Annotated in this window: 24 protein-coding genes; 12 read left to right on the top strand and 12 right to left on the bottom strand. The window is 67.7% G+C overall.

The window, feature by feature from the left end; translation table 11 throughout:
- Nucleotides 1-13: 13 nt before the first annotated feature.
- Nucleotides 14-1,078 carry a pyruvate dehydrogenase (acetyl-transferring) E1 component subunit alpha gene (pdhA, locus tag NOW55_RS11045; protein WP_256400147.1) on the top strand — a complete coding sequence of 355 codons (1,065 nt, stop codon included), beginning with the start codon at nucleotides 14-16 and terminating at the stop codon, nucleotides 1,076-1,078.
- A 12-nt stretch (nucleotides 1,079-1,090) separates the two neighbouring features.
- Here pdhA and NOW55_RS11040 read toward each other — a convergent pair whose 3' ends face one another.
- On the bottom strand, nucleotides 1,091-1,576 hold the full coding sequence (locus tag NOW55_RS11040) for an Lrp/AsnC family transcriptional regulator (RefSeq protein ID WP_256400146.1): 486 nt from the start codon (nucleotides 1,574-1,576) through the stop codon (nucleotides 1,091-1,093).
- A 180-nt stretch (nucleotides 1,577-1,756) separates the two neighbouring features.
- On the opposite strand from NOW55_RS11040, the gene NOW55_RS11035 reads away from it, so the two are divergent.
- The 5 genes from NOW55_RS11035 to NOW55_RS11015 all read left to right on the top strand — a co-directional run bounded on the left by NOW55_RS11035 (nucleotide 1,757) and on the right by NOW55_RS11015 (nucleotide 6,835).
- Nucleotides 1,757-2,698, top strand: coding sequence for a DMT family transporter (locus NOW55_RS11035; protein ID WP_256400145.1), 942 nt, complete (start codon nucleotides 1,757-1,759; stop codon nucleotides 2,696-2,698).
- 72 nt (nucleotides 2,699-2,770) lie between these two features.
- Nucleotides 2,771-3,823, top strand: coding sequence for a M42 family metallopeptidase (locus NOW55_RS11030; protein WP_256400144.1), 1,053 nt, complete (start codon nucleotides 2,771-2,773; stop codon nucleotides 3,821-3,823).
- 44 nt (nucleotides 3,824-3,867) lie between these two features.
- Nucleotides 3,868-4,428, top strand: coding sequence for a plastocyanin/azurin family copper-binding protein (locus NOW55_RS11025; protein WP_256400143.1), 561 nt, complete (start codon nucleotides 3,868-3,870; stop codon nucleotides 4,426-4,428).
- A gap of 46 nt (nucleotides 4,429-4,474) precedes the next feature.
- A complete protein-coding gene (locus tag NOW55_RS11020) occupies nucleotides 4,475-5,170 on the top strand; it encodes a potassium channel family protein (protein WP_256400142.1) in 696 nt (231 codons plus the stop codon).
- A complete protein-coding gene (locus NOW55_RS11015) occupies nucleotides 5,171-6,835 on the top strand; it encodes a TrkH family potassium uptake protein (RefSeq protein WP_256400141.1) in 1,665 nt (554 codons plus the stop codon).
- Between the two features lie 123 nt (nucleotides 6,836-6,958).
- Here NOW55_RS11015 and NOW55_RS11010 read toward each other — a convergent pair whose 3' ends face one another.
- The 3 genes from NOW55_RS11010 to NOW55_RS11000 are packed head-to-tail and all read right to left on the bottom strand — an operon-like array spanning nucleotide 6,959 to nucleotide 10,506.
- Nucleotides 6,959-8,590: a TrkH family potassium uptake protein gene (locus NOW55_RS11010; protein WP_256400140.1), complete on the bottom strand. Its 1,632-nt coding sequence runs from the start codon at nucleotides 8,588-8,590 to the stop codon at nucleotides 6,959-6,961.
- Nucleotides 8,587-9,924 carry a Trk system potassium transporter TrkA gene (gene trkA, locus NOW55_RS11005; protein ID WP_256400139.1) on the bottom strand — a complete coding sequence of 446 codons (1,338 nt, stop codon included), beginning with the start codon at nucleotides 9,922-9,924 and terminating at the stop codon, nucleotides 8,587-8,589. The genes NOW55_RS11010 and trkA overlap by 4 nt, the downstream gene beginning before the upstream one ends.
- 57 nt (nucleotides 9,925-9,981) lie before the next feature.
- Nucleotides 9,982-10,506, bottom strand: a complete 525-nt coding sequence (locus tag NOW55_RS11000) for a type II toxin-antitoxin system RatA family toxin (RefSeq protein WP_256400138.1) — start codon at nucleotides 10,504-10,506, stop codon at nucleotides 9,982-9,984.
- Between the two features lie 126 nt (nucleotides 10,507-10,632).
- On the opposite strand from NOW55_RS11000, the gene NOW55_RS10995 reads away from it, so the two are divergent.
- Together NOW55_RS10995 and coaBC are read left to right on the top strand one after the other, a co-directional pair.
- A complete protein-coding gene (locus NOW55_RS10995) occupies nucleotides 10,633-11,382 on the top strand; it encodes an NAD(P)/FAD-dependent oxidoreductase (RefSeq protein ID WP_256400137.1) in 750 nt (249 codons plus the stop codon).
- A gap of 23 nt (nucleotides 11,383-11,405) precedes the next feature.
- Nucleotides 11,406-12,632, top strand: coding sequence for a bifunctional phosphopantothenoylcysteine decarboxylase/phosphopantothenate--cysteine ligase CoaBC (gene coaBC, locus NOW55_RS10990; RefSeq protein ID WP_256400136.1), 1,227 nt, complete (start codon nucleotides 11,406-11,408; stop codon nucleotides 12,630-12,632).
- Here coaBC and mnhG read toward each other — a convergent pair.
- Genes mnhG through mbhE form a run of 7 tightly spaced genes read right to left on the bottom strand, consistent with a single transcriptional unit; the run spans nucleotide 12,629 to nucleotide 19,034 of the window.
- Nucleotides 12,629-13,000, bottom strand: a complete 372-nt coding sequence (gene mnhG, locus NOW55_RS10985) for a monovalent cation/H(+) antiporter subunit G (RefSeq protein WP_256400135.1) — start codon at nucleotides 12,998-13,000, stop codon at nucleotides 12,629-12,631. The two genes, coaBC and mnhG, sit on opposite strands and share 4 nt — an antisense overlap.
- Nucleotides 12,997-13,293, bottom strand: coding sequence for an MrpF/PhaF family protein (locus NOW55_RS10980; protein WP_256400134.1), 297 nt, complete (start codon nucleotides 13,291-13,293; stop codon nucleotides 12,997-12,999). The genes mnhG and NOW55_RS10980 overlap by 4 nt, the downstream gene beginning before the upstream one ends.
- A complete protein-coding gene (locus tag NOW55_RS10975; RefSeq protein WP_256400133.1) occupies nucleotides 13,286-13,951 on the bottom strand; it encodes a Na+/H+ antiporter subunit E in 666 nt (221 codons plus the stop codon). Before NOW55_RS10975 ends, NOW55_RS10980 begins: the two co-directional genes overlap by 8 nt.
- Nucleotides 13,951-15,597, bottom strand: coding sequence for a complex I subunit 5 family protein (locus NOW55_RS10970; RefSeq protein ID WP_256400132.1), 1,647 nt, complete (start codon nucleotides 15,595-15,597; stop codon nucleotides 13,951-13,953). The genes NOW55_RS10975 and NOW55_RS10970 overlap by 1 nt, the downstream gene beginning before the upstream one ends.
- Nucleotides 15,587-15,937 (bottom strand): sodium:proton antiporter, encoded by a 351-nt coding sequence (locus NOW55_RS10965; protein ID WP_256400131.1) that lies wholly within the window; start codon nucleotides 15,935-15,937, stop codon nucleotides 15,587-15,589. The genes NOW55_RS10970 and NOW55_RS10965 overlap by 11 nt, the downstream gene beginning before the upstream one ends.
- Nucleotides 15,934-16,455, bottom strand: coding sequence for an MnhB domain-containing protein (locus NOW55_RS10960; protein ID WP_256400130.1), 522 nt, complete (start codon nucleotides 16,453-16,455; stop codon nucleotides 15,934-15,936). The genes NOW55_RS10965 and NOW55_RS10960 overlap by 4 nt, the downstream gene beginning before the upstream one ends.
- Nucleotides 16,452-19,034 (bottom strand): hydrogen gas-evolving membrane-bound hydrogenase subunit E, encoded by a 2,583-nt coding sequence (gene mbhE / locus NOW55_RS10955; protein WP_256400129.1) that lies wholly within the window; start codon nucleotides 19,032-19,034, stop codon nucleotides 16,452-16,454. The genes NOW55_RS10960 and mbhE overlap by 4 nt, the downstream gene beginning before the upstream one ends.
- 278 nt (nucleotides 19,035-19,312) lie before the next feature.
- Here mbhE and NOW55_RS10950 point away from each other — a divergent pair, with 278 nt between their 5' ends.
- The 3 genes from NOW55_RS10950 to hpt all read left to right on the top strand — a co-directional run bounded on the left by NOW55_RS10950 (nucleotide 19,313) and on the right by hpt (nucleotide 21,130).
- Nucleotides 19,313-19,900, top strand: a complete 588-nt coding sequence (locus NOW55_RS10950; protein ID WP_256400128.1) for a DUF7344 domain-containing protein — start codon at nucleotides 19,313-19,315, stop codon at nucleotides 19,898-19,900.
- Nucleotides 19,901-20,020: 120 nt separating this feature from the next.
- Nucleotides 20,021-20,482 carry a type IV pilin domain-containing protein gene (locus NOW55_RS10945; RefSeq protein ID WP_256400127.1) on the top strand — a complete coding sequence of 154 codons (462 nt, stop codon included), beginning with the start codon at nucleotides 20,021-20,023 and terminating at the stop codon, nucleotides 20,480-20,482.
- Nucleotides 20,483-20,560: 78 nt separating this feature from the next.
- Nucleotides 20,561-21,130: a hypoxanthine/guanine phosphoribosyltransferase gene (gene hpt / locus NOW55_RS10940; RefSeq protein ID WP_256400126.1), complete on the top strand. Its 570-nt coding sequence runs from the start codon at nucleotides 20,561-20,563 to the stop codon at nucleotides 21,128-21,130.
- Here the strand turns inward: hpt and NOW55_RS10935 are convergent.
- Complete coding sequence (locus NOW55_RS10935) at nucleotides 21,127-22,086, bottom strand: ABC transporter permease (protein WP_256400125.1); 960 nt, start codon at nucleotides 22,084-22,086, stop codon at nucleotides 21,127-21,129. The two genes, hpt and NOW55_RS10935, sit on opposite strands and share 4 nt — an antisense overlap.
- A 300-nt stretch (nucleotides 22,087-22,386) precedes the next feature.
- Here NOW55_RS10935 and NOW55_RS10930 point away from each other — a divergent pair, with 300 nt between their 5' ends.
- A complete protein-coding gene (locus NOW55_RS10930; RefSeq protein WP_256400124.1) occupies nucleotides 22,387-24,006 on the top strand; it encodes an ABC transporter permease in 1,620 nt (539 codons plus the stop codon).

The raw sequence follows: 24,006 nt of genomic DNA, 5'->3' as shown, positions 1-24,006 counted from the left end.
CAGGTGAACCCCAATGTCAAGTGAGGCTGAAAACCTGGTCCGTGTGATGTCGCCGGGTGGCTCCGCCGTCGGAGACCGCCAGCTCGGTGAGAGCGACGCGAAAGCGCTCTACGAGTCCATGGTGCTCGCACGGACATTCGACGAGAAGGCGATCAGCCTCCACCGTCAGGGTCGCATCGGCACCTACGCGCCGATGCGCGGGCAGGAGGCGGCCCAGGTCGGCGCAGCCGCCGCCATGGCCGGCTCCGACTACCTGTTCCCCACCTACCGGGACCACGCGATGTTCGTCGAGCGCGGTATCGACCTGCGGGAGGTCCTCCTCCATCTCCTCGGCGACGGCCAGTACGTCGACCGCGAGGACGGCGACGACCTGACGACGTTCACCAGCGCGATCCCCATCGCCACGCAGCTGCCCCACGCCGTCGGCGTCGGCATGGCGGCGAAGTACAAGGGCGACGAGGTCGCCTCGCTGGTCTCCTTCGGCGACGGCGCGACCTCCGAGGGCGACTTCCACGAGGGGATGAACTTCGCCGGCGTCTTCCAGACGCCGACGGTCTTCTTCTGCCAGAACAACGGCTACGCGATCTCGGTGCCCCGGGAGCGCCAGACCGCGAGCGCGACCATCGCCCAGAAGGCCCAGGCGTACGGCTTCGAGGGCGTCCGCGTCGACGGCAACGACGTGTTCGCCGTCCACGACGTCGTGAGCGAGGCCCTGGAGAAGGCCAAGAACGGCGGCGGGCCGACGCTCATCGAGGCCGTCACCTACCGCCGCGGCGCGCACACGACGACGGACGACCCGTCGGTCTACCGCGATGAGGACGACGCCGCCGACTGGCTCCAGGAGGACCCGCTCGACCGGTCACGGACCTATCTGGAGGAGGAGTTCGGCTGGGCCGAGGAGGACCAGGAGGCCGTCGAGCAGTGGGCCACCGAGGAGGTCGCCCGCGCCGTCGAGGCGGCGGAGGACCACACGGGTTACGAGCCCGAGGAGATGTTCGAACACGTCTACGAGGAGATGCCCGCCCATCTGCGCGAGCAGCGCCGGCACCTCCCCGAGGACCCGCAGGTCGGCCACTGACTCCCGCCCTTCTCAGTCGTCCGTGAACTCGGCGAGCAGCGTCTCCATGCTGTAGCTGTTCAGCCCGCGCGAGTCGTCCCAGAGCGTGTCGATGACGTACGTCGAGTTCGTCCGCTCGATCTCCGGCACCTCCTCGAACGACCGGATGAGGTCGCCGACCATGTCGGCGTCGCCGACGCGCGCGATGGCGATGAAGTCCGTCTCGCCCATCGTCGAGAACACCTGCGTCACGCCCTCGATGTTGCGGATGCCCTCGGCCACGTCGCCGTGGGTGCCGCTGTAGTCCGCGAGCACCTCGACGATGACGGTGACGCTCAGCCCGAACTCGTCCAGGTCGATGTCGTAGAGGTCGTTCTCGACGATACCGTCCTCCCGCAGGTTGTTCAGCCGGTAGTGGATGGTCGACACGGGGATGCCGGTCTCCTCGTGGAGCCTGTCCGGACTCCCCGTCCCGTGCTCGGCGATCGCCTTCAGGAGCCTGATGTCGCGCTCGTCCATGGTTGGCCGTCCGACGCCGTGCTAAAGAAGCTTTGGCATACCGAGAAGTAGTACATATCTTCTATAGATTCTATCTGATTCGGTTCAAATTCGACTTCTCCAAGAATCGTACAACAATTTTGGCGTTGCGAAGCGGACAGTCCGATTCATTTTTATTCGACCGCAGTTGCAGATTCCACCATGATAGAATCGATTCGGTCGAACGCAGTCCCAGATACGAGCGGTCTGTTCGTACTGCTGGCCACTCTCTGGGGTGCGTCGTTCGTCGCCATCGAGATCGGCCTCCACCACTTCCCACCGCTGCTGTTCGCCGCGCTCCGGTACGACGTGGCCGGCGTGCTCGTGCTCGCGTACGCGCTGCACTCGGTCGACCGCTGGCGGCCACGCGGCCGGGCGGAGTGGCTCCAGACCGGCGTCACCGCACTGTTCGTCTTCGCTGCCTACCACGCGCTGCTCTACCTCGGCGAACAGCACGTCTCCGGCGCGGTCGCCGCCGTCGTCATCAGCCTCTCGCCCATCCTCACCGCGGGCTTCGGGAGCGCGCTGGCGGTCGACGACCCACTCCAGCCGCTCGGCGCGGTCGGCTTCCTCGTCGGCATCGCGGGCGTCGTCGTCGTGGTCCAGCCCGAGCCCGGAACCGCGCTCTCGTCCAGCCTCGTCGGCGTGCTCCTCGTGTTCTGCGCCGGGACGAGCTTCGCCCTCGGCTCGGTGTTGACTCGACCCCTCGACACCGGACTGCCAGTGCAGACGAAGCAGGCGTGGGCGATGCTCCTCGGTGCAGCCATCCTCCACGTCGGCAGCCTGGCCCGCGGTGAGTCCGTGCTGGCCATCGAGTGGACAGGAACCGCGATCGCGTCGCTCGCCTACCTCACGCTCGCCTCCGGCGTCGTCGCCTTCCTCCTCTACTTCGAGCTGCTGGAACGGCTCGGCCCCACGGAACTCAACCTCGTCGGCTACCTCGAACCCGTCGTCGCGACCGTCGTCGCCTGGTTCGTCCTCGGGAGCGTCGTCGACGGGACCACGCTGCTCGGCTTCGTCGTCATCTTCGCCGGGTTCGCCCTGATCAAACGCGACCTGCTCCACCGGCTCTCCGGCGGCCAGCTCGCCCGACTTCGCCGCTGACCCGCCGGACTGATACCGACGCCTCCGACCGCTTCCGACTCGCTTTTGTCCGCGGGGGCGCGACTCCGTGACATGGATCCGTACGACTTCGACTACGACCTCCTCGTCGAGCTCACCGAGACCCACGGCCCGCCCGGATACGAGGGCAACGTCCGCGACATCGTCCGGCGGGAGCTCGAGGACGAGGTCGACCGCCTCGAGAGCGACGCGATGGGCAACGTCGTCGGCACCGTCGAAGGCGAGACCGACCACGAGGTCGTCGTCGCCGCGCACATGGACGAGATCGGCTTCATGGTGCGCCGGGTCGACGAGAAGGGGTTCGTCGCCATCGACGCCCTCGGCGGCTGGGACCCCGAGGTGCTGCGCGCACAGCGTGTCGTCGTCCAGACCGAACAAGGGAAGCTCCCCGGCGTCATCGGCTCCGTCCCGCCCCACACCGGCGGCAGCGAGGACGACGACGAGCGCGAGGTCCACGACGTGCGGGTGGACGTCGGCCTCCCGAAGGACGAGGTCGAAGAGCGCATCGACGTCGGCGACCTGGTCACCGTGGACCAGCGCACCGAACCGCTCGGCGTCTGCATCTCCGGGAAGTCCATCGACAACCGCGTCTCCGTGTTCGCCCTCCTGGAGCTTGCCCGGCGCGTCGACGACCCGACTGCCACCATCCACCTCGTCGCCACCGTGCAGGAGGAGGTCGGCCTCCGCGGCGCACAGACCATCGGCAGCGACCTCGACCCCGACCTGGCGCTGGCGCTCGACACAACCGTCGCGAACGACCTCAGCGACTTCGACGAGTACGACCACGTGACCGACCTCGGCGAGGGCGCGGCCATCAAGCTCAAGGACTCCTCGGTCATCACGAACCGGAAGGTCCACCGTCGGCTGCGCGAGGTTGCCGAGCGCGAGGACATCGACCACCAGTTCGAGGTGCTCCCCACGGGCGGCACGGACACCGGCGGCCTCCAGCGCGCACAAGGATCGGTACCCGTCGGTGCGGTCTCCATCCCGACGCGGTACCTCCACACGCCCACCGAGGTCGCCCACGCCGACGACATCTCGGGGGCCATCGACCTCACCGCCGCGTTCCTCGCAAGCGAGGACGGCACGCACGACTACACGCTGTGACCCGTATCGAAGAATTCAGTACGGGGCGTCCCCAACCTCCGCTCATGAACTCAGACACACCGGTCTCGCGTCGGCGATTCCTGCAGGGAGCGGCCGGCGCGACGGCCGCGACCGCGTCCGCAGGCGTCGCGACCGCACAGGAGGGCGAAGGCGGCGGTGGCGGCGGCAGCGCGACCGTCGCGGTCGGCCCGAACGGCGACTACGTCTTCACGCCCGGCACGGAGGACCCCCTCTACGTCGCACCCGGGACGACGGTGACGTTCAACTGGGAGTCGGACAACCACAACATCGCGCCGACCTCCGTGCCCGAAGGCTCCGACTGGGAGGGCCACCAGCCCACCGAGAACACCGGTTTCACCTACGAGTACACGTTCGAGACGCTCGGCACCTACGAGTACGAGTGTACGCCCCACGCCGGCCTCGGCATGGTCGGCACCATCATCGTCAACGAGTCCGGCAGCGCGCCGGTCAGTGAGGGTGGCGGCCCGACCCTGCCCGACAGCGCGATGTCGCTCGCCGTCGGCACCGTCGCGGCCATGCTGACGACGCTCTCGCTCGCGTACCTGTTCCTCCGGTACGGCGGCGACTACGAGACCCCGCAGTAGCGACCGAACGGTAGCTTTTCTTTCGTCCCGTGGGAAGCGGGCAGGCATGTACGTCATCATCGTCGGCGCGGGGAACATCGGGACCCCGCTCATCGAAATCGCCACGGGTGACCGGAACGAGGTCGTCGTGGTCGAACGGAACCCCGAGAAGGCCGAGGCTGCTGCGACACGCTACGACTGCCTCGTCCTCAACGCCGACGCGACCGTCTCCGAGACGCTAGAGGAGGCCGGCATCGGCCGCGCGGACGCCCTCATCTCGACGACCGATCAGGACGCGACGAACATCATGGTCTCGCTGCTCGCGATGGAGCACGACGTCCCCGCCATCGTCAGCGTCGTTCACAACCCCGAACACATGAAGCTGTTCGAGCGCATCGGCGTCTCGACGATGGAGAACCCCCAGAGCCTCATCGCGGAGTACCTCTACCGCGCGGTGAAGCGACCCTCCATCAAGGACTACATGAAGGTCGGCGACACTGCCGAGGTGTTCGAGATCACGGTCGACGCACGCGCACCCGTCGCCGGCGTGACGCTCCAGGAGGCGAACGAACAGGGGCTGCTGGACGAGGACGTCCTCATCGTCGCCATCGAGCGCAACGGCGACGCTGACGGCACGCCGATAACGCCACGGGGGAACACCCGTATCGAGGCTGGCGACCTGCTGACCGTCTACGCCGCCGAGGGCGCGACCCCCGACGTGACGGACGTGTTCGGACACTTCGAGGACCACGAGCTGGAGTAGATGCCCCGGAATCAACGCGTCACGGGCGTCCCCGCCGACCTCGCCGTCATCCTCCGCGACGTGGGGACCCTGCTGTTGATGCAGGCGGGACTGCTGTCGCTGACGGTAGTCGTCGCCCTCCTGTTCGGCGAGTTCGCGCCCGCACTGGGGTTCCTGCTGGCCGGCGGCGTCGCTGCCGGCGTCGGCGAGGGGTGTCGTCGGCTGTTCGCGGACGCACCCGATCCGAAGATGAAACACGGGATGGTCATCGCGGCCAGCGGCTGGTTCGCGACCGCCGTCTTCGGCGGGCTGGCGTTCTTCCTCGTCGCCTGGCTGACGCCGGTCGCGACGATGGCCGGCTACGTGCCGGCGGGAGCGAGCTGGGACCCTGTCACCGTCGCTGGCGCGACGAGCCGGTCCAGCCTGCTCTACTTCCGGAACCCGCTGCACGCCATGTTCGAGTCGATGAGCGGCTGGACCGGCAGCGGGCTGACGATGGCCGCTCACGAGCCGTCGCTTCCCCGGTCGGTGCAGTGGTGGCGCTCGCTCATCCAGTACGTCGGCGGCGTCGGCGTCATCGTCCTCACCGTGACCATCCTCTCGCGGCCCGGGAGCGGGAGCTACGCGCTCTACCGCTCCGAGGCGCGCGAGGAGAAGATCCACCCGTCCATCGTCTCGACGGTACGGACGGTCTGGAAGATCTTCGTCGGCTACACGCTGCTCTCCATCGGGGCCCTCTTCCTCGCGCTCTGGTGGAGCCAGGACCTCCCGCTGTTCGAGACGTTCTGGCAGGCGCTCAACCACGCGATGACGGGGCTCTCCACGGGCGGATTCTCGGTCACCGACAACTCGATGGAGACGTACAACTCGCCGCTGGTCGAGACGGTCCTGCTGCCGGTGATGGCACTCGGCGCGATCGCGTTCCCCATCCACTACGCGGTGCTGTCGAACGGCGCGTGGTCGGAGCTGTACGAGGACGTCCAGACGCGCTGGCTGTTCCTGCTGTTCGCGGCAGGAGTCGTCGGCCTCTCCGCACAGAACCTCCTCGTCGGCCTCGTACCGGGAGGCTACGGCGCGACCGTCCCCTCACCGGTCCCGATGCTCTCGACGGCCGAACTCGACGCCATCCGGGACGGGACGTTCCAGTGGGTGAGCGCACTGAGCGCCACCGGCTTCCAGTCCTCACCCATCGACCAGTGGTCCGACGGGGCGAAGCTGGTGCTCTCCGTGGGCATGACCATCGGCGGTGCCGCCGGCTCGACCGTCGGGGGCATCAAGATCATCCGGGGCTACACCGTCTCGAAGGGCATCCAGTGGCAGTTCTCGCGTGTGTTCCTGCCGAAGAGCGCGGTCGTCACGGCTGTCATCGGCGACCGGCGGCTCGACGAGGACGCGATGAACCGGGAGTTCGCCGAGGCGGCCATCGTCAGCCTGCTCTGGGTCATCCTCCTGCTGGTGTCGAGCCTCGTGCTGGTGAACGTGACCGGTCCCGACTTCAGCTACGCGGACGCGCTGTTCGAGGTGGCGAGCGCCCAGGGCAACGTCGGCCTCTCCTCGGGCATCACCGGACCGGAGATGCCCGTGGTCGCAGAGACGCTGTTCCTGTTCAACATGTGGATCGGTCGGCTGGAGATCATCCCGGTGCTGGTGCTCGCACGGTCGGCACTGAAGGGGCTGAATCCGTAGGGGCGAACAGGCGGCACGGTCGCCCGTCCGTCGGTGTGCCACGCACCCGCGGAGCCGACGGACGGCGGTTCGTCAGGACACGCCGCCGTTGGCCGCGGCTCGCTATTTGAACCCTCGCTCCCGTCAGGACTGCCAGTACGCTCGCGTCAGCAGGACGAGCACGGGGAATATCTCCAGCCGACCGACCCACATCAACCCGACCATGAACAGCTTCGACTGTGGCGTGAACTCGATGTAACTCCCCATCGGACCGACCATCCCGAGCCCCGGACCGATGTTCCCGATGGTCGCGGCGCTCGCGGTCATCGCCTCGATGACGGTCAGGCTCATCGACCCGAAGAACGCCGCGTCGGCGGCGAGCACCAGCGCCCCGACGAAGAAGATGACGATGTACAGCAGCGTGAAGCCGTAGATACCTCGAATCGCGCGTTCGTCGAGCGCGCGGCCACCGAGGCGGACCGGCTTGACCGCCGATGGGTGGACGGTGCCGAACAGCTCCCGGCTGAGCGACTTGAGGATGACCAGCCAGCGGACGACCTTGATGCCCCCGCCGGTCGAGCCGGCGGAGCCGCCGATGAACATCGCGAACACGAGTACGTACTTCGCCGGACCGGACCAGGTGTTGAAGTCCATCGTCGCGTAGCCCGTCGAGGTCGTGAGCGAGACGGCCTGGAACGTCGCCTGTCTGAGCGCGCCCTCGACGTCACCGGCGATGGGGAACGTGTGCGCGAGGAACTCGTCGTCGACGCCCTCGTAGGCCGCGCGGGTCGCGTCGGTCGCCGCGTCGATCAGCCCCACGTCGACGAAGAGGAAGCCCGCGATGAGCGCCGACAGCGCGCCCATCACACCCGTGTAGAAGCGGAACTCGGGGTCCGTCCGGAGCTTCCCGAAGTTCCCCTTCGAGACGTGCCAGAACAGCGGGAAGCTCGTCCCGGCGGCGACCATGAACGGCACGATGAGCCACTGGACCGCCGCGCTGAACGCCTCGATGCTGCGGGCCTCCGGCGAGAAGCCACCGGTCGACATCGTCGTGAAGCCGTGGGAGACGGCGTTGTACGGCGTCATGTTCGGGGCCATCCCGGCCTGGTTGAGCCCGTAGAGTAGCAGTATTTCGACGAGCGTGATGCCCGCGTAGATGACCCACAGTGCACGCGCCGTCTCCGCGATGCGCGGGGTCAGCTTCTCGATGCCGGGCCCCGGTGCCTCGGCGTCCATCAGCTGTGCGCCACCGACGGAGAGCTCCGGGAGGATGGCGACCGCGAGGACGACGATGCCCATGCCGCCGAGCCACTGGGTCATCTGCCGCCACAGCATCAGTCCGCGGGAGTGGTAGGTCGGGTCGATGGTCCCCATCACGGTCGCCCCGGTCGTCGTGAAGCCGCTCATCGACTCGAACAGGGCGTTCTCGGGGCGGTGCAGCGTCGAGTCGAGGAGGTAGACCAACTGGCCGTTCTGGTAGGTCAATCCCTCGAGGACGTAGGGGAGGACGCCGACGATGGAGACGACGAGCCAGGTGAGCGACACCATCAACAGCCCTTCGCGTGTCCCGAGGTCCGGGTCGGGGTCGAGTCGTTCCATCGCCGTACCGAGTCCGACGGCGATCGCGGCGGTCACGAAGAACGGGAGGATGTACGGGACGAACGCGTCGCCGTAGACGAGGCCGGTGACGATGGGGACGACCGTCGTGATGGCGAGGTACTTGAGAACGCTACCGACGAGGCTCACGCTCGCCCGCCAGTTCACCCGCAGTTTCATAGTCGACTCACGACGTCGCCCAGCACGCTCGAATCCACGAACACGACCGCGTGGTCGCCGATCTCGACGACCGTGTCCCCGCGCGGCATGACGAACCGTCCGTCGCGCGTCACCGCGCCGATGACGACGCCCTCCGGGAGGTCGGACGCTGCGTCGGCGATGGTCCGGTTCGCGAGGATGCTCTCGGCGTCGATCTCTATCTCCAGCACCTCCGCGCGGTCGGACTCGATGATGGCGATGTTCTCGGTGTGCTCCTCGCGGGTGAACCGGGTGATCTCCTCGGCGGTCACCTCGCGGGGGTTGACGGCGACGTCGACGCCGACGGTCTCGAACAGGTCGACGTAGCGGCCGTTCTCGACGACCGTGACGGTCCGGGCCGCGCCGACTCGCTTTGCCAGCAGCGAGACCAGGAGGTTCTTCTCGTCCGACTCGAGCGTCGTGACGACGAGGTCGGCCTCGTCGACGTGCTCCTGGGAGAGGAACTCCACGTCGGTCGCGTCGTTCTGGAAGACGATGCTCCCGGGGAGCTGCTCGGCGAGGTCGCGGGCGCGCTCCGGGTCCGCCTCGATGATGTGTGGTTTGATGCCGCGCTTCTCGAACAGCCGGGCGGTCTGGAAGCCGATCTCGCTCCCGCCGACGATGTAGACCTCGTTCAGCTCGTCGAGGTCGTGGTTCGGGGTGAGCGACCGGGCAAACTGCCGGACGCTCTCGGGGCTCCCGATGACGATGACCTGGTCGCCGACCTCGATGACGGTCTCACCGCGCGGGATGGTCACGTCGCCGTTCCGCAGGATGGCCGCGAACGTGAGCGACTCGAAGCGGTCGGCGTCGGCGACCGTCTCGTCCGCAATGGGCGAGTCCGCCGTCACCTCGAACTCCGCCATGCGGACGCAGCCGTTGGCGAAGGAGTCCACGTCGCTCGCACCGGGCAGGCCGGCGATGCGGACGATGGTCTGTGCGGTCAGCAGGTCCGTACAGACCATGAAGTCGACGCCGAATGCGCCCTCGACTCCGCTCCAGGTGTCGAGGAACTCCGTGCGCTTCACCCGGGCGATGGTGAACGCGTCGCTGACGGTCTTGGCCGTCGCACACGCGACGATGTTCGTCTCGTCGCCGTCCGTGCAGGCGATGACCATGTCCGCCTCGGCGATGCCGGCCTCCTCCAGGGTGTCCAGAGAGGTGCCGTCGCCCTCCAGCGGGAGCACGTCGAGTTCGTACGTGAGCGAGTCGACCAGGTCCCCGTCCCGGTCGACGAGGACCACCTCGTGGGAGTCCGCGAGGCTCGCCGCGATGTTGCTTCCGACCTCGCCGGCTCCGATTACGATAACGTACATCCCACCTCAATCCAGTTGCACGCGTCTACCGCTGGGTGCGACAAGAGGGTTCGGGTTTCAGTCCGAGTCGGTGTCGATGGTCACGGCGACGTCGCGACGGCGGCCCTCGACGTCCCTGACGACCCGCTCGACGATGCGCTTCGCCTCGCTACGGATCTTCGGCTTGACCTTGTCGATGACCCAGGAGATCGAGACGAACCGCGGTATCTTGATGTCGCCCGCGCGCGCCGAGTCCGGGTCGTACTTGACCAGAAATCGGACCCGGCAGGCGTGCTCCTCGCCCTCGGGGGCCGACTCCGGCTCGGGCTCGACGCGCCACTGGCCGACGGCGTCGATGTCCTTCAGGATGCGCCACTCGATGGTCTCCGGCGGCTCGATGGCCGTGACCTCGGAGTGGGCCGTGTAGCTCAGCTTCCACCACGCGAACTCGAGCTGGTACCGCGTCCCAGCGCCGCCGTCACCGTTCTGCCGGACCTCCTTCAGGTACTCCGAGTAGCGCGCGTAGCCCGGGAAGTCCACGAGGAACTCGAAGACGCGCTCGGGCGGGGCGTAGATGACCGTGGTGACCTCGACGCGTTCCACAGTACTGCTATCGACAGTTCGAACGTAAGCCTTTCCGTCAGCCGGGTCGGCGGTCGTCTCGCTGCCCCGCCGCCGGCTGCGACAGCTCTCGACCGCTTTATCTTCCCGGCGGTCCGACCGGCGAGCATGGACGCAGACGTCTGCATCGTCGGCGGCGGAGTCTCCGGACTCGCCGCCGGCATCTTCACCGCACGTGCCGACCTCGAAACCGTCGTCGTCGACGACGAGGAGTCGATACTGCGACGGAACGCGCATCTGGAGAACTACCCGGGGTTCCCGTTCGGGGTCGACGGGCGCCGCCTGCTGGAGCGGACACGCGAGCAGGCTCGCATCGGGGGTTGTTCGTTCCGCGACGGTCTGGTGACCGACGTCGAGGACGGGCTGGACGACGACGGCTTCACCGTCACCGTCGACGACGAGACGACGTTCTCGACCGACCGGGTCGTCGCCGCCTCGTGGTCGGACGCGTCGTACCTCGACGGGCTCGGCATCGACACCGAGACACGCGGCAGCAAGACGTTCGTGCAGGTCGACCGCGAGGGGCGGACGAACGTCGACGGCATCTACGCTGCGGGCCGCCTCGCCGACCAGTACCACCAGGCCATCGTCTGTGCGGGCCACGGGGCGACGGTCGGGCGGACCATCGTCCACGATTCGGACGTGAACTTCTACCACGACTGGGTGGCTCCGGAGGACTACTTCACCGGCAGAGGGCGCGAGGTGCCGCCGGGCTGCGAGGAGATCGACGATGCCCGGCGGTTGGAGCGCGACGAGCGCGCCCGCGACGCCCTCCGGACGTACACGGAGCCGCTCGACGACGAGCCGACGATGCATCCGAGCGTCGCGGCCGACCGGGAGGGCACCGAACACACATGAGCCAGGGCCACGAAGCCGGGGCTATGCTCGACGGAGTGAACGTCGCCCTGGGAATCACGGGGTCGATAGCCGCCGTCAAGACGGTCGAGTTGGCCCACGAGCTGCGCCGCCGCGGGGCGTCCGTCCGCGCCGTGATGACACACAGCGCGGAGGGCATCATCCACCCCTGGGCGGTCGAGTTCGCCACGGAGCACGACGTGGTCACCGAGATAACCGGGAAGGTCGAGCACGTCGAGCTCTGCGGCCGCGAGGGCTGGGCGGACGTCCTCCTGGTCGCGCCGGCGACGGCGAACACGGTCGGGAAGATCGCCTCGGCGGTCGACGACACGCCCGTCACGACGTGTGCGACGACCGCGCTCGGGGCCGACGTACCCGTCGTCGTCGCACCGGCGATGCACGAACCGATGTACGACCACCCGGGCGTGCTGGCGGCGATGGACACCCTGCGCTCGTGGGGCGTCCACTTCGTCGACCCGCGCGTCGAGGAGGGCAAGGCGAAGATAGCGACGGAGGACGCCATCGCGCTCGGCGTCGCCCGCGCGACCGGCGACGCACCCCTGGACGACCGACACGTCGTGGTCACCAGCGGCGCGACCGTCGAGGCCATCGACCCCGTGCGCGTGCTGACGAACCGTTCCTCGGGGCGGATGGGCCGAGCGGTCGCTCGGGCCTGCTACGTCCTCGGCGCTGACGTGACGTTGGTCCACGGCGCGGTCGGCCCGCACCAGCTGACCGCGGGCGAAGCCGTCGAGGAGGTTCCCTACGCTACCCTCGTGAGCGTCGAGAGCGCGGCCGAGATGACGGCAGCGGCGCTGTCGGCGGTCGACGGTGATGGTGGCGAGGGAGACGACCACAACGGGACCGCGGCCGATGCTCTCGTCTCCGTCGCCGCCATCGGCGACTACACCGTCGACCCCGCCGACGAGAAGATACGCTCGGGACAGGACGAGCTATCCCTGTCCCTGTCACCGACGGAGAAGCTACTCGACGCGGTGCGTGCGGAACATCCCGACCTCCGGATGGTCGGCTTCAAGACGGAGACGAGCGGCGACGACGAGGCGATGGTCGCGGCCGCGCGGGAGACGGCAGAGCGGGCCGGACTGGCGTTCGTCGTCGCCAACGACGCGAGCGTCATGGGTTCGGCGTCGAGCCGCGCGCTGCTCGTCCACGAGGAAGGCTACTCCGAGTTCGACGGCGAGAAGTCGGCACTCGGACGGGAGGTCGCGCGGGCGCTCGCCGCGACGCTCTAGTCGTCCGGCTCCTCGGCCTCACCGCGGTCGATACCAGCGCCGGACAGCGGCCACTCGACATCGTCGGTGAAGTCGACGCCCATCTTCCGGGCGGACCGCGAGATGAGGTGGCCGCCGGTCGGCGCGGTGAGGAACAGGAAGACGATGGCGACGAGCGTCTCCAGGGCGACGCCCTGCCCGTCGAAGTAGACGAAGCCGGCGAGGAACATCGACGCTGCACCGAGGGTCGTCGCCTTGCTGGTCGCGTGCAGGCGATTGTAGACGTTCGGGAAGCGGATGAGCCCGATGGTCCCGACGAGCAGGAAGAAGCTGCCCACGAGCACGAACCCTGCGACTGCGGCGTACTGGATTGTCTCTATGAGCGTCATTCGATGATGTCACCTTCCGTGACGTAGCGTGCGACAGCGATGGTGCTGACGAAGCCGATGATGGCGAGCACGAGGCTCACGTCGACGAACAGGCCGCGGGCGCGGATCATCGCCCAGAGCACGGCGATGGCGACGACGTTGGTCCCGATGGTGTCGAGCGCGACGACCCGGTCGGGCGTCGTCGGCCCCCGGACGACCCGGTAGGCACACAGCAGCGTGACCGCGCTGGCCACGAACAGACCGAGGTTCAGGCTCGCGACGAACCACCAGGGGGCGTTGGCGAGGTCAAGCATCGTCCTCACCTCCGTCGGGGTCCGGACTGGCAGGCTCCGGCACCGGCGAGCCCGGCGAGAGGCGCTCGTCGAAGATGACGAGCGCGTAGTCCTCCCACCGCCGGATGGGTTCGACGACCGACGCATCGTCGGTCGCGGCGAGCGTGTGGACGAACAGCGAGTTGCGGTCTTCGTCGTAGTCCATGGTGAGCGTGCCGGGGGTGAGCGTGATGGAGTTCGCGATGGTGGTGATGGCGATGTCCGACTCGACGCGTAGCGGTACCTCGATGACGTCCGGGTCGATCGTGACCCACGGCAGGAGCACACGTCTGGCGACGTCGACGTTCGCGGTGACCAGCTCCCAGAGGAACAGGCCGATGTAGACGGCCGCCGCCGGGAGTATCGACAGCGAGCGCCGGAGGCCGTACGTCGGCGCGTAGATGCCGCGGATGCCGTAGGCGATGGGGAGCCCGACCGCGAGCCCGATGATGAACTCGCCGGCCGCGAGGCCGGGTTCTTCGATGAAGTGGACGCCCCGGACGAACAGCCAGAGGACGGCGAGCGCGACGCCGATTGCGGGCCACTTCCGCGCGCGTTCACCCCCGTCGTCCTTGAGGTCGTACGTCTCGGTGTCCGTCTCGGCCGCTTCCTCGACGCCCGTCGCCTGGTCTCCTGTCATCAGTGCCCACCTCCGTCGCCGCCGGTGAGGCTGTCCTCCAGCCCGACCGCCTCGATGTAGCTGTCCGTGCCGAGCGCGGCCTCGGCGGCGTCGATGGCCGCGTCGACAACCGGGTCGAACGCGACGCCGACCGCGAGCGCGACGACCGCGAGCACGAGCACCGTCGCGAACAGCCCGTACTGCGGTGTCGCCTGCTCGACGGCTTCAGTGCGCTCGCCCCAGAAGCCGCGGTTCCAGGCGCGGGTGACGTAGGCGATGGTGAGGATGGCACCGAGCAGCGCGACCCCGATGCCGAGGTTCGAGCCGGCGTTGACCGCCGCGTCGAAGACGAGGAACTTCCCGAAGAAGCCCAAAAGCGGCGGGACCCCGACGAGGCTGAGCGCGGCGACGAAGAAGCCAGTCGAGAGCAGCGGCATGCGGCCGGCCAGCCCGCCGAGCTCGTCGAACTCGATGGTGCCGACGGACTCGTACACCGCGCCGCTGGCGAGGAACAGCGCGGCCTTCGCCAGCGCGTGGTTCAGCGAGTAGACGAGTGCGGCCGCCAGCCCGAGCACCGCGACCGAGCCGTAGGGGTCGGGCGCCTGCCAGCCGGCGACGACCCCGCCGGCCGCGAACGCCAGCCCGATGACGATGAAGCCGACCTGGCCGATGCTGGAGTACGCGAGCAGGTTGTCGATGTCGTCGCGGTTCACCGCGGCGACGCCGCCGAGGACGATGCTCGCCGCACCCATGATGAACAGCACGGGCCCGAAGAACGCGAGCGTGGACTCGCCAGCGAGGCCGGGCAACGAGAGGTCCATCGGCGCGGCGTTGGCGAACACCGTGAAGTAGAGCCGGATGATGGCGTAGATGCCGACCTTCTTCACGACGCCCGCGAGCATCGCCGAGACCGGGGCGGGTGCGGCGCGGTACGCCGCGGGCACCCACCACTGGAACGGGACGATGCCCGCCTTCAGCGCGAACACGACGAACAGCACCGCCGAGAGGCCGAGCACCGGGGCGAGCGTGATTCCGAAGCTCGCAGGGTCGGCCAGCCGGCGGGCCATGTCAGCCATGTTCAGCGTGCCCGTCGTCGAGTAGAGCCCCCCGATGGCCAGCAGCATGAGCGCGCTCCCGACGAGGTTGAGCACGACGTACTGGAGCGCCGCCTTCGTGTGGCGCGGTCCGGAGTAGAACACGACGAGCACGTAGCTCGACATCAGCATGACCTCGAACCAGACGAACAGGTTGAAGATGTCGCCGGTGAGGAACGACCCCGTCACGCCCACGAGCATGAAGTGGTACAGTGGGTGGTAGGAGACGCGCTGACCGGCCTCGTCGATGTAGCGCATGGAGAACGCGAGCGCGACCAGGCTCACGACGGCGGTGAGCGCGAGCATGAACGCCGAGAGGTCGTCGGCGACCAGCGCGATGCCGAAGGGTGCCCCCCAGTCCGAGAGCTGGTAGGTGAGGACGCCCTCGACGCCGTGTGAGCCCGCGCCGGACCGCACCCGCTGGACCAGCATCGCGACGGCACCGAGGTAGGCGATGCCGCCGAGCCCGCTGACGACCTGCTGGACGCGGGTGTACTGGTGGACGACCAGCGTCAGGATGGCCGTCACGAGCGCGACGAGCAGCGGTGCGACGACGAGCTGTTCAGTTGCCATCGGTCTCACCTCCGAGTTCGAGCAGGTCGATGGTGCCGTGCTCCTCGTACACCCGGTAGGTGAGCACGAGGGCGAACGCCGTGGTCCCGAAGCCGATGACGATGGCGGTCAGGACGAGCGCCTGTACGAGCGGGTCCGTCACGGCCCCGGCACCCTCGCCGTGGCCGTCGAGGACGGGCACCGCGCCGTCGAGCAGCCCCATCGTGACCAGATAGACGTTGGCGGCCTGCGAGATGATGGAGACGCCCCAGACCACCCGGACCACGTCGCGGCGCAGGACGAGGAACGTCCCGAGCGCGAACAGCAGGCCGAGCACGAGGGCGAGGACGAACTCCGTCATTCGCCTCCCACCACCGCGAGGATCGCGAGCAGGCCACCGACGACCACGAAGTAGACGCCGATGTCGAACAGGAACGCCGTCGCCCAGTGGAACTCGAACAGCGTCCCGAAGATGAAGTCGGCACCCGGGATCCAGGCGACGTAGCTCGTCGACGGTTCCACCACCTCGTCGGTGTGGGTCAGGAACGGCTTCCCGAACGCCATCGCGCCGAGCCCGGTGCCGGTGGCGACCGCGAGGCCGACCGCGAACAGCGTCCGGTAGCGGTCGACGACCGCCGGGCCGGCGACGCTCCCGTCGGGGTCGTACTCTTCGCCGAAGATGGTCTCCTGGACGTACTGCATCCCGAAGACGATGTACACCAGCGCGAACGCGGCCGCCGTGAGCACGCCGGCGATGAACCCACCGCCGGGCAGGTTGTGCCCCTGGAACAGCAGCGCGATGGCGACCACGAGCACGAGCGGGAGCGTGATGCGCGCGACCGTCCGTGCGATGACCGTCGTGTCGTCGCCGTAGCTCATCTCGTCTCACCTCGTTCCCGGAGGGCGATGAGCGTGACGATAGAGAGCGCGGCCATCGAGACGACTGCTATCTCGCCGAGCGTGTCGAACGCCCGGAAGTCGACGAGGATGACGTTCACGATGTTGTTCCCGCCGGCCTCGGGGTACGAGGCCTCGGCGAGGCCCTTCGCGATGACGGAGTCCTCGTTCGGGCCGCCGGCTGTCGTGACGAGCACGGTCGTCGTGACGACCGCGCCGACCGCGAGCGAGAGGACGCCGTCCCTGGTCATCCGACCCCGGTCCCAGCCCCCGTAGAACGCCGGGAGCTTGTTGAGGACGAGCAGGAAGATGACGAGCAGGAGCGTCTCGACGACGAGCTGGGTCAGCGCGAGGTCAGGCGCGTCGCGCAGGATGTAGAAGATGGCGACCATGAACCCGAGGATCGAAAGCGTCAGCACGCCGGCCACGTGCGAGGGTGCACGCGAGACGGCGATGCCGGCGACGGCCGCCAGCGCGAGCACGAACACGATGGGCGGCTGGGTCGCAAGCTCCGTCGGTGTGAGACCGAGGCCGAAGATGGCCCAGGCGAACACGCCGAGTGCGACCACGGAGAGCACGCCCGCGACGGCGGTGGCGACGCGCAGCGACACGTCGCCGAACACCGTCACGGCCGCGACGAGCACGACGACAGTCAGCGTCAGCGGCAGGTAGGTCGCGGGCTCCGACGGAACCGGAATCCTGACGCTCGTCGCGAGGTAGCCCGCGAAGGTGAGGACGACGAACGCGGCGGCGACCCACGTCGCGTAGGTGCGCAACAGGCCGTTCTGGGCCCGGTCACGGACCGCCGTACTTGTCGGGTTCAGCTCCTCGGTGGCGGTGTCGTACCACCAGTTCGCCCGGACCGGCCCGCGCAGGAGCGACCGGATGCCCTCGTGCAGCCGGTCGTACTGCGGGTAGAGCGCCGCGCCGATGGCGATGGTGAGCGCGCTCATGATGGCCCACGGCGTCACCGTCGTCGGCAGGTAGTAGTGGAACGACGCCTCCTCGACCCCCGCGGGCTCGACCGCGTGGATGACGCCCCCGACGAACTCCTCGAGCGGGCCGAGGGGCACGTCGAACGTCCCCGTGATGCCACCGATGCCGACGATACCCGCGAGCGTCGCGAGCAGCGCGGGCGGGGCGAGCATCGCGACCGGCGGGGAGTGGACGTGTCCCAGTTCGTCGGGCTTCTCCCCGAAGAACAGCATCAGGAAGCGGATGGAGTAGAGGAACGTGAAGACGCTCCCGAAGACGGCGACGACCGGAATCAGGTAGTAGAGCCCGCCCGAGGCCGCGCCCGTCTCCCAGGCCGCATGGAAGAGGAACTCCTTCGAGTAGAAGCCGTTGAACGGCGGGACGCCCGCCATGCCGAGGGAGGCGACGGCCGCGATGCCCGCCGTGATTGGCAGGTCCTCGCGCAGGCCGCCGAGTTCCGCTATCTTGCGTGTCCCGGCCTCGTGGGCGATGATGCCAGCGACGAGGAACAGCGTCGCCTTGAACAGCGCGTGGTTCAGGATGTGGAACCCTCCGGTCTCCGCGCCGAGGTGGCCCGCGAAGCCGAAGCCCGCGATGATGAGCCCCAGATGGGAGGCCGTCGAGTACGCGAGGAGCTCCTTGATGTCGGTCGCGGCGACCGCGAGGATGGCCGTGACGGTCATCGTCAACATGCCGAGCGCTGCGAAACCGACCGTCCAGAGTTCGAGGCTGCCCGGGTGTGCATCCGCCGGGAGGAACAGCGGCCGGAAACGGCCGACGAGGTAGACGCCGGCCTTGACCATCGTCGCGGAGTGGAGGAACGCCGAGACCGGCGTCGGGGCCTCCATCGCGTTCGGCAGCCAGATGTGCAGCGGCACCTGTGCGGACTTAGCGGCCGCGCCGATGCCCAGCAGGGCGAGGACGACCACGAGCAGGCCCTCGGATTCGAGCGCCTCCCGCATCGCGCCGGCGTTCTCCAGCATCGAGCCCTCGCCCGCGAGCGCCCAGGTCGCCGTGCCGAGCGCGTCGGCGCTCACCGCGTGCAGCAGGACGAAGCCGACGAGCATGAACAGCCCCCCTGCGACCGTGATGAGCATCGACTTCCGGGCGGCGTACTGCGACGACGACTCCGTGGTGTAGTGGCCGATGAGCAGGAACGAGGTGAGGCTGGTCAGCTCCCAGAACAGGAACAACGTGATGAGGTCGGCGGCCAGTGCGACGCCAAGCATCGAGCCCATGAACGCGAGCAGCGTCGCGTAGTACTTCGGCTGCCCCGGCTCGCCGTGCATGTAGCCGCCGGAGTAGGTGAGGATACAGACGCCCACACCGCTGGCCAGCGTGGCGATGAGCAGCGCGAGCCCGTCCACGTAGAACCGCAGTTCGATGCCGAGCGACGGAATCCACTCGACGGACCGTGCCCCGTGTGTACCGTACAGCAGTCCGACGAGGCCCAGGCAGGCGAGTGCGACCAGCGCCGCGAAGTACGCCGTGCGCTCCCCGAGGACGCGATAGACGAGGGGCACCGCCGCGGCCCCGAGGAACGGCAGTCCCACGAGGGCGAGGAGGACCCAGAGGTCCGGTGTCATTGCTAGTCGAGTAGAACGAAATGCGGGCCTTAAGAGTTCTCAAATGGGTTAGACAGGCAGGGACGGGCGTTCGTGTTGCATCATCTGACTGGCAGGTGTGCGAGGTCGCAAAACCAGCTCGGAGACGTGTGAAACCAGCACCGGGCATCGCCCCTCGCACGTCACCGGCCGGGGAGTACGAAACGTTATGTACGCTCCGGTTACACGGTAGGGTAGGATGTACGGCGGAGGCGACGACTCACGACCGCTCCGAGGTTCGGCACGAGATCCGCATACCAATGCCTGAGGATTCCGCCACGACCGAGGACGCGACCGCCCTGACAGACGGCGGCCTGTCGAAGGGCGAGATCTTCGACGTCCTCCGGAACCAGCGCCGACGCTTCGTCCTGCAGTACCTCAAGCGCAAGGGCGAGCCAGTCGAGCTCGGGGACCTGGCGACACAGGTCGCGTCCTGGGAGTACCGCACCCCCTGCGACGAGGTGAGCTCCGAGCAGCGAAAACGGGTGTACACGACGCTCCAGCAGACACACCTCCCGCGGATGGCGGAGGCACACATCGTCGACTACGACTCCGAAGCTGGACTCATCCAGCCGACGCCGCGTACGCAGGACCTCTCCATCTACCTCGAGATCGTCCCCGGGAGCGAGCTGCCCTGGCGCGAGTACTACCTTTCGCTCGGCGCGGTCAGCACCGCGCTCTGTGCCGTGATCTGGGGCGGGGTCTATCCGTTCACGCTCTTCCCCGACGTCGCCTGGGCGACGCTCATCGCGCTGACGTTGACGGTCTCGGCCTCGGTCCACATCTACTACGAGCGCAACATGCGCCTCGGCGATCTGGAGGTCCCGCCCGAGCTGGACTTCGAGTAAGGACCGCCTACCCCGTCCCGGTCGCTTCGAGAACGCCACCCGTGGGCGACTGTCTCACCGGTTCGTGTCCACGGCAGTTGGCCACTCGGCTTATCACGGCCCACCGACAACTTCAGTCCGATGAACTTCAGGGGGATGCTGGCGGATGAGGAGGCGCTGTCGCCCGTCATCGGCGTCGTCCTCATCGTCGCGCTGACCGTCGTGCTGTCCGCATCGGTCGCCGTGTTCGTGCTGGATATCGGGTCGCAGGTGACCGAAAAGACGCCCAACGCGGTCGTCGACTACGATTTCGACGTCGACGGTACCGGCGCAGAGACGATGACGCTCACGCAGGAGGGTGGCAACCCGGTCGAGGCGCAGTACGTCACCGTCTACGTCGACGGCGAGATCGCCTGGGAAGCCGGAAGCAACAGGTCCGATTACAACATCGTCGGGCCCGACGAGTGGGCCGACGGACTCGAAGGTGGCGACAGCCTCACCCTCGAAATGGATCCGAGCACGGTCGCCGTCGGTGACACCATCCGGATCGTCTGGCAGAAGGGCGAGCAGTCCGCCATCCTCGCCGAACAGCAGGTCGGCTGAGGCGGCGATATCTCGGGAGACCGGCCCGAGGACCGGTCGCAATCGCCACCTTTTATTGCTGCTTCGTGTAGCTACGACATGGACAGACTCAGCCAGTCCCTGCGCGATGCGCCCATCATCGAGAAAGACGGCTACCACTACTTCGTCCACCCGATAAGCGACGGCGTGCCGCAGCTGGACCCCAGACTGCTCCGGGAGATCGTCATCCGCATCATCCGGAAGGCGGACCTGGAGGACGTCGACAAGATCGTCACACCGGCAGCGATGGGCATCCACATCTCGACGGCGGTGTCCCTGATGACGGACATCCCGTTGACGGTCATCCGAAAGCGCGAGTACGGACTGGACGGCGAGGTGTCGCTCGCCCAGCAGACCGGCTACTCGGAGAACGAGATGTTCATCAACGACGTCGACGCGGGCGACCGCGTGCTCGTGCTCGACGACGTGCTCTCGACGGGTGGGACGCTGGCGGCGGTGCTCGGCGCGCTCGACGAGATCGGCGCGGACGTCGTTGACTCGGTCGCGGTCATCAAGAAAGTCGGCGGCGAGAACAAGGTCGAGGAGTCGCCCTACAGCGTGAAGACGCTCATCAACGTCGACGTGATCGACGGCGAGGTCGTCATCGTCGACGAGGACGGCGACGGCTAGTCGGTTTCGCTCCCGACGCGCGGGTCGAGCACCGTGTAGGCCACGTCCTGCAGGAAGTTCCCGACGATGCCGATGAACGCGACGACCATCGTCACCCCGAGGATGAGTGGCATGTCGCGGGCCCCGACCGCCCGGAGCATGAGGCTGCCGAAGCCGGGGATGTTGAACACCTCCTCGATGACGAGGATGCCGAGGACGAGGACGCTGAGCATCTCGGTGAGAAAGAGCGAGAGCAGGGGGATGGCGGCGTTCCGGAGGACGTGGCGGGCGACGCGGAACGGGCCGGCACCCTTCGCACGGGCGATCTTCACGAACTCCATGTCCATGTACTCGAGCGACTCCGAGCGTGTGTAGCGCAGCTGACCGGCGAGCAGCGCGGTCGTGAGCACGATAATCGGGAGCGTGAAGAACGCCTGCGTCGTGTTGAAGTCGATCCACGGGACGAACCCGTACAGGAGCGTGAAGTCGAACGACCAGAGCAGCGACGACTCGAGGGGGAGCTTCGGGAACTGGATGGTCTGGTGCTCCATGACGGTCGCACTGAACAGCACGGTCGCCAGCCAGAAGTTCGGGATGCCGAGACCGAGATAGGCGACGGCGGTGACGAGCCGGTCGCTGAACGAGTGCTGTCTGAACGCCGAGAACAGCCCGAAGCTGATTCCCATCACGGTCGCGATGGCGACCGAGGGGACGAGGTAGAACAGCGTGTACTTCATGCTGTTCCGGATCGCGGTCAGCACCGGCTGGCCGGTCGAGTAGGAGAGCCCCCAATCGCCGGTGGAGATGTTCACCATCCACTTCACGTAGCGCTGGAGGACCGGGTCGTTCAGGTTCCGTGCCACCCGGTACGCCTCGACGGCCTGCGTGATGTTCTGTCCGCGTTTCGCAGCGGCCCGTGCGACTGGACCCACGTTCGGGTCGTTCGTGAACGCGATGACCGCGAACGCTGCCGTCATGACGATGTACGCGGAGACGACCGCGAAAACACTCCGCCGTACCAGCCGCCGGACCATGCTCACGGTCGCACCACCGACCCGTGACCCTGTCGTACCATTCGACCGGGACTGTCGGAGCAGAGCTAATAAATACGGGGGGAACGGCCCATCGAATCGACGGAAACCGCACGACGAGACGCAGGAGATATGTAAAGCCTCGATTTGTGCAACTACTAGCTTTTTAATCCACCTCGGTAAATGGACTGAGCAGAATGGAATCTGGGCGTCGTGAACGCTGTGAACAGCAGGTGGGGCCAACCGATGGCGACGAGTGACGCCGACGACCGAGCACGGTTCGAACAGGTCGACTGGGACGTGGTCGACCCGACGAGTGGTGGGTTTGGTCGCCGGTCGCTCCTGTTTCTCGCCTGTCTCGGGGGGGTGCTGGTGGCGCTGTGGTACGACTTCGTCGTCGCCGCACCGGACCCGCTGTTCTACAACGTCGGGCTCGCGGAGGGCATCGAAGACCCGTTCACGTGGGACGTCCGCGGTATCGACTGGCTGTTCCTCGTATCGCTGCTCGTGTTCGCCTTCTACGTGCTCTATCCGATGTACGAGGACCTCGACCGGACGAAGGCGTACTTCGGCAAGCTGACGAACAACCGGGCAGCGACGTTCGCACTCGGCTACGTGACGCTGTTCTTCTTCGGCGGCGTGTTCGGCCCGCTACTGGTCGGCCAGCCGGACCCCGAGATATCGGCGACCTCGCGCCCGCCGGTGTCGTTCGCGACGCCGCTGGGCCGTGTCGACCTGTTCTCGCTGCTGGTCCTCGGCTCGCTCTGTGCGCTGGCAACCTGGGCGCTGCTCGACCGGCTGGGCCGGGATCGCGAGCTCGGCACCTTCGGTGACATCGCCCGCGTGCTCGTCCGGTTCGCGCTGGGGTTCCTCGCCACGTTCACGCTCGCCGGAACGGTGTTCAACGTGTTCTCGGTGGCGAGCTTCAGAGTCGCCGCGGGCATCGGGGCGGTCGTCGGTGTCGCGTGGGGGCTCCGCTGGGCGCTCGTTTCGGACCGCTCGTTCGGTCTCGAGCACCTGCGTGCGACCGCGGTGGTCGTCGTCGCGTTCGGCGCGGTGCTGGTCGTCGGTATCGAGCTCCTCCAGCTCGTCGTCTACGACCTCCTGCAGTTCGACACCATCGCGGGCGGCGTCAGCTCGACCTCCTGCCCGCCGTACGCGGAGGCCCCCGGGCGCGGAACCACCTGTTACGGTACCTGGGACTACCCGCTCGGGACCGCCCGCTACGGGCAGGGACTCATTCCGCTCGTGTTCAGCGGGATGCGCGTCTCGCTGCAGGTGGCGCTCATCTGCTCGATGCTCATCGTCCCGCTGGCGACGCTCGTCGGGACGGTCGCGGGCTACGTCGGCGGCGTCGTCGACGACCTGCTGATGAGCTACACCGACATCCAGCAGACGTTGCCCGCCATCATCGTCTACATGATCACCATCCACGTGTTCGGGCGGAGCCTGTTCGTCCTCGTCGTCGTCTTCGGGCTGTTCTCGTGGGCCGGCGCGGCCCGGCTCGTCCGCTCGGAGGTCATCCAGCGGCGCGAGGAGGACTTCGTGACGGCGGCCCGGAGCGCAGGTGCGGGCCACTGGCGGATCATGGGCCGACACATCCTCCCGAACGTCTCGAACACCGTCCTGACCTCGGTCACCCGACAGATACCCAACCTCATCCTGGCGGAGGCAGCGATCGCGTTCCTCGCCCTGAACAACATCATGCTGCCGTCCTGGGGCGAGACCATCTCGAGCACGCTCCAGTTCATCCCCGACGGCTGGTGGATGTCGACCGTCCCGGTCGTCGTCCTCTCCGTCACGGTCCTCTCGTTCAGCGTACTCGGCGACGCCCTCCGGGACGTACTCGACCCGAGGAGTGATTGA

The organism is Haloarchaeobius litoreus (assembly GCF_024495425.1).
GTDB classification, from domain to species: Archaea; Halobacteriota; Halobacteria; order Halobacteriales; family Natrialbaceae; genus Haloarchaeobius; species Haloarchaeobius litoreus.
This window is presented reverse-complemented; position numbering and strand designations above follow the sequence as displayed.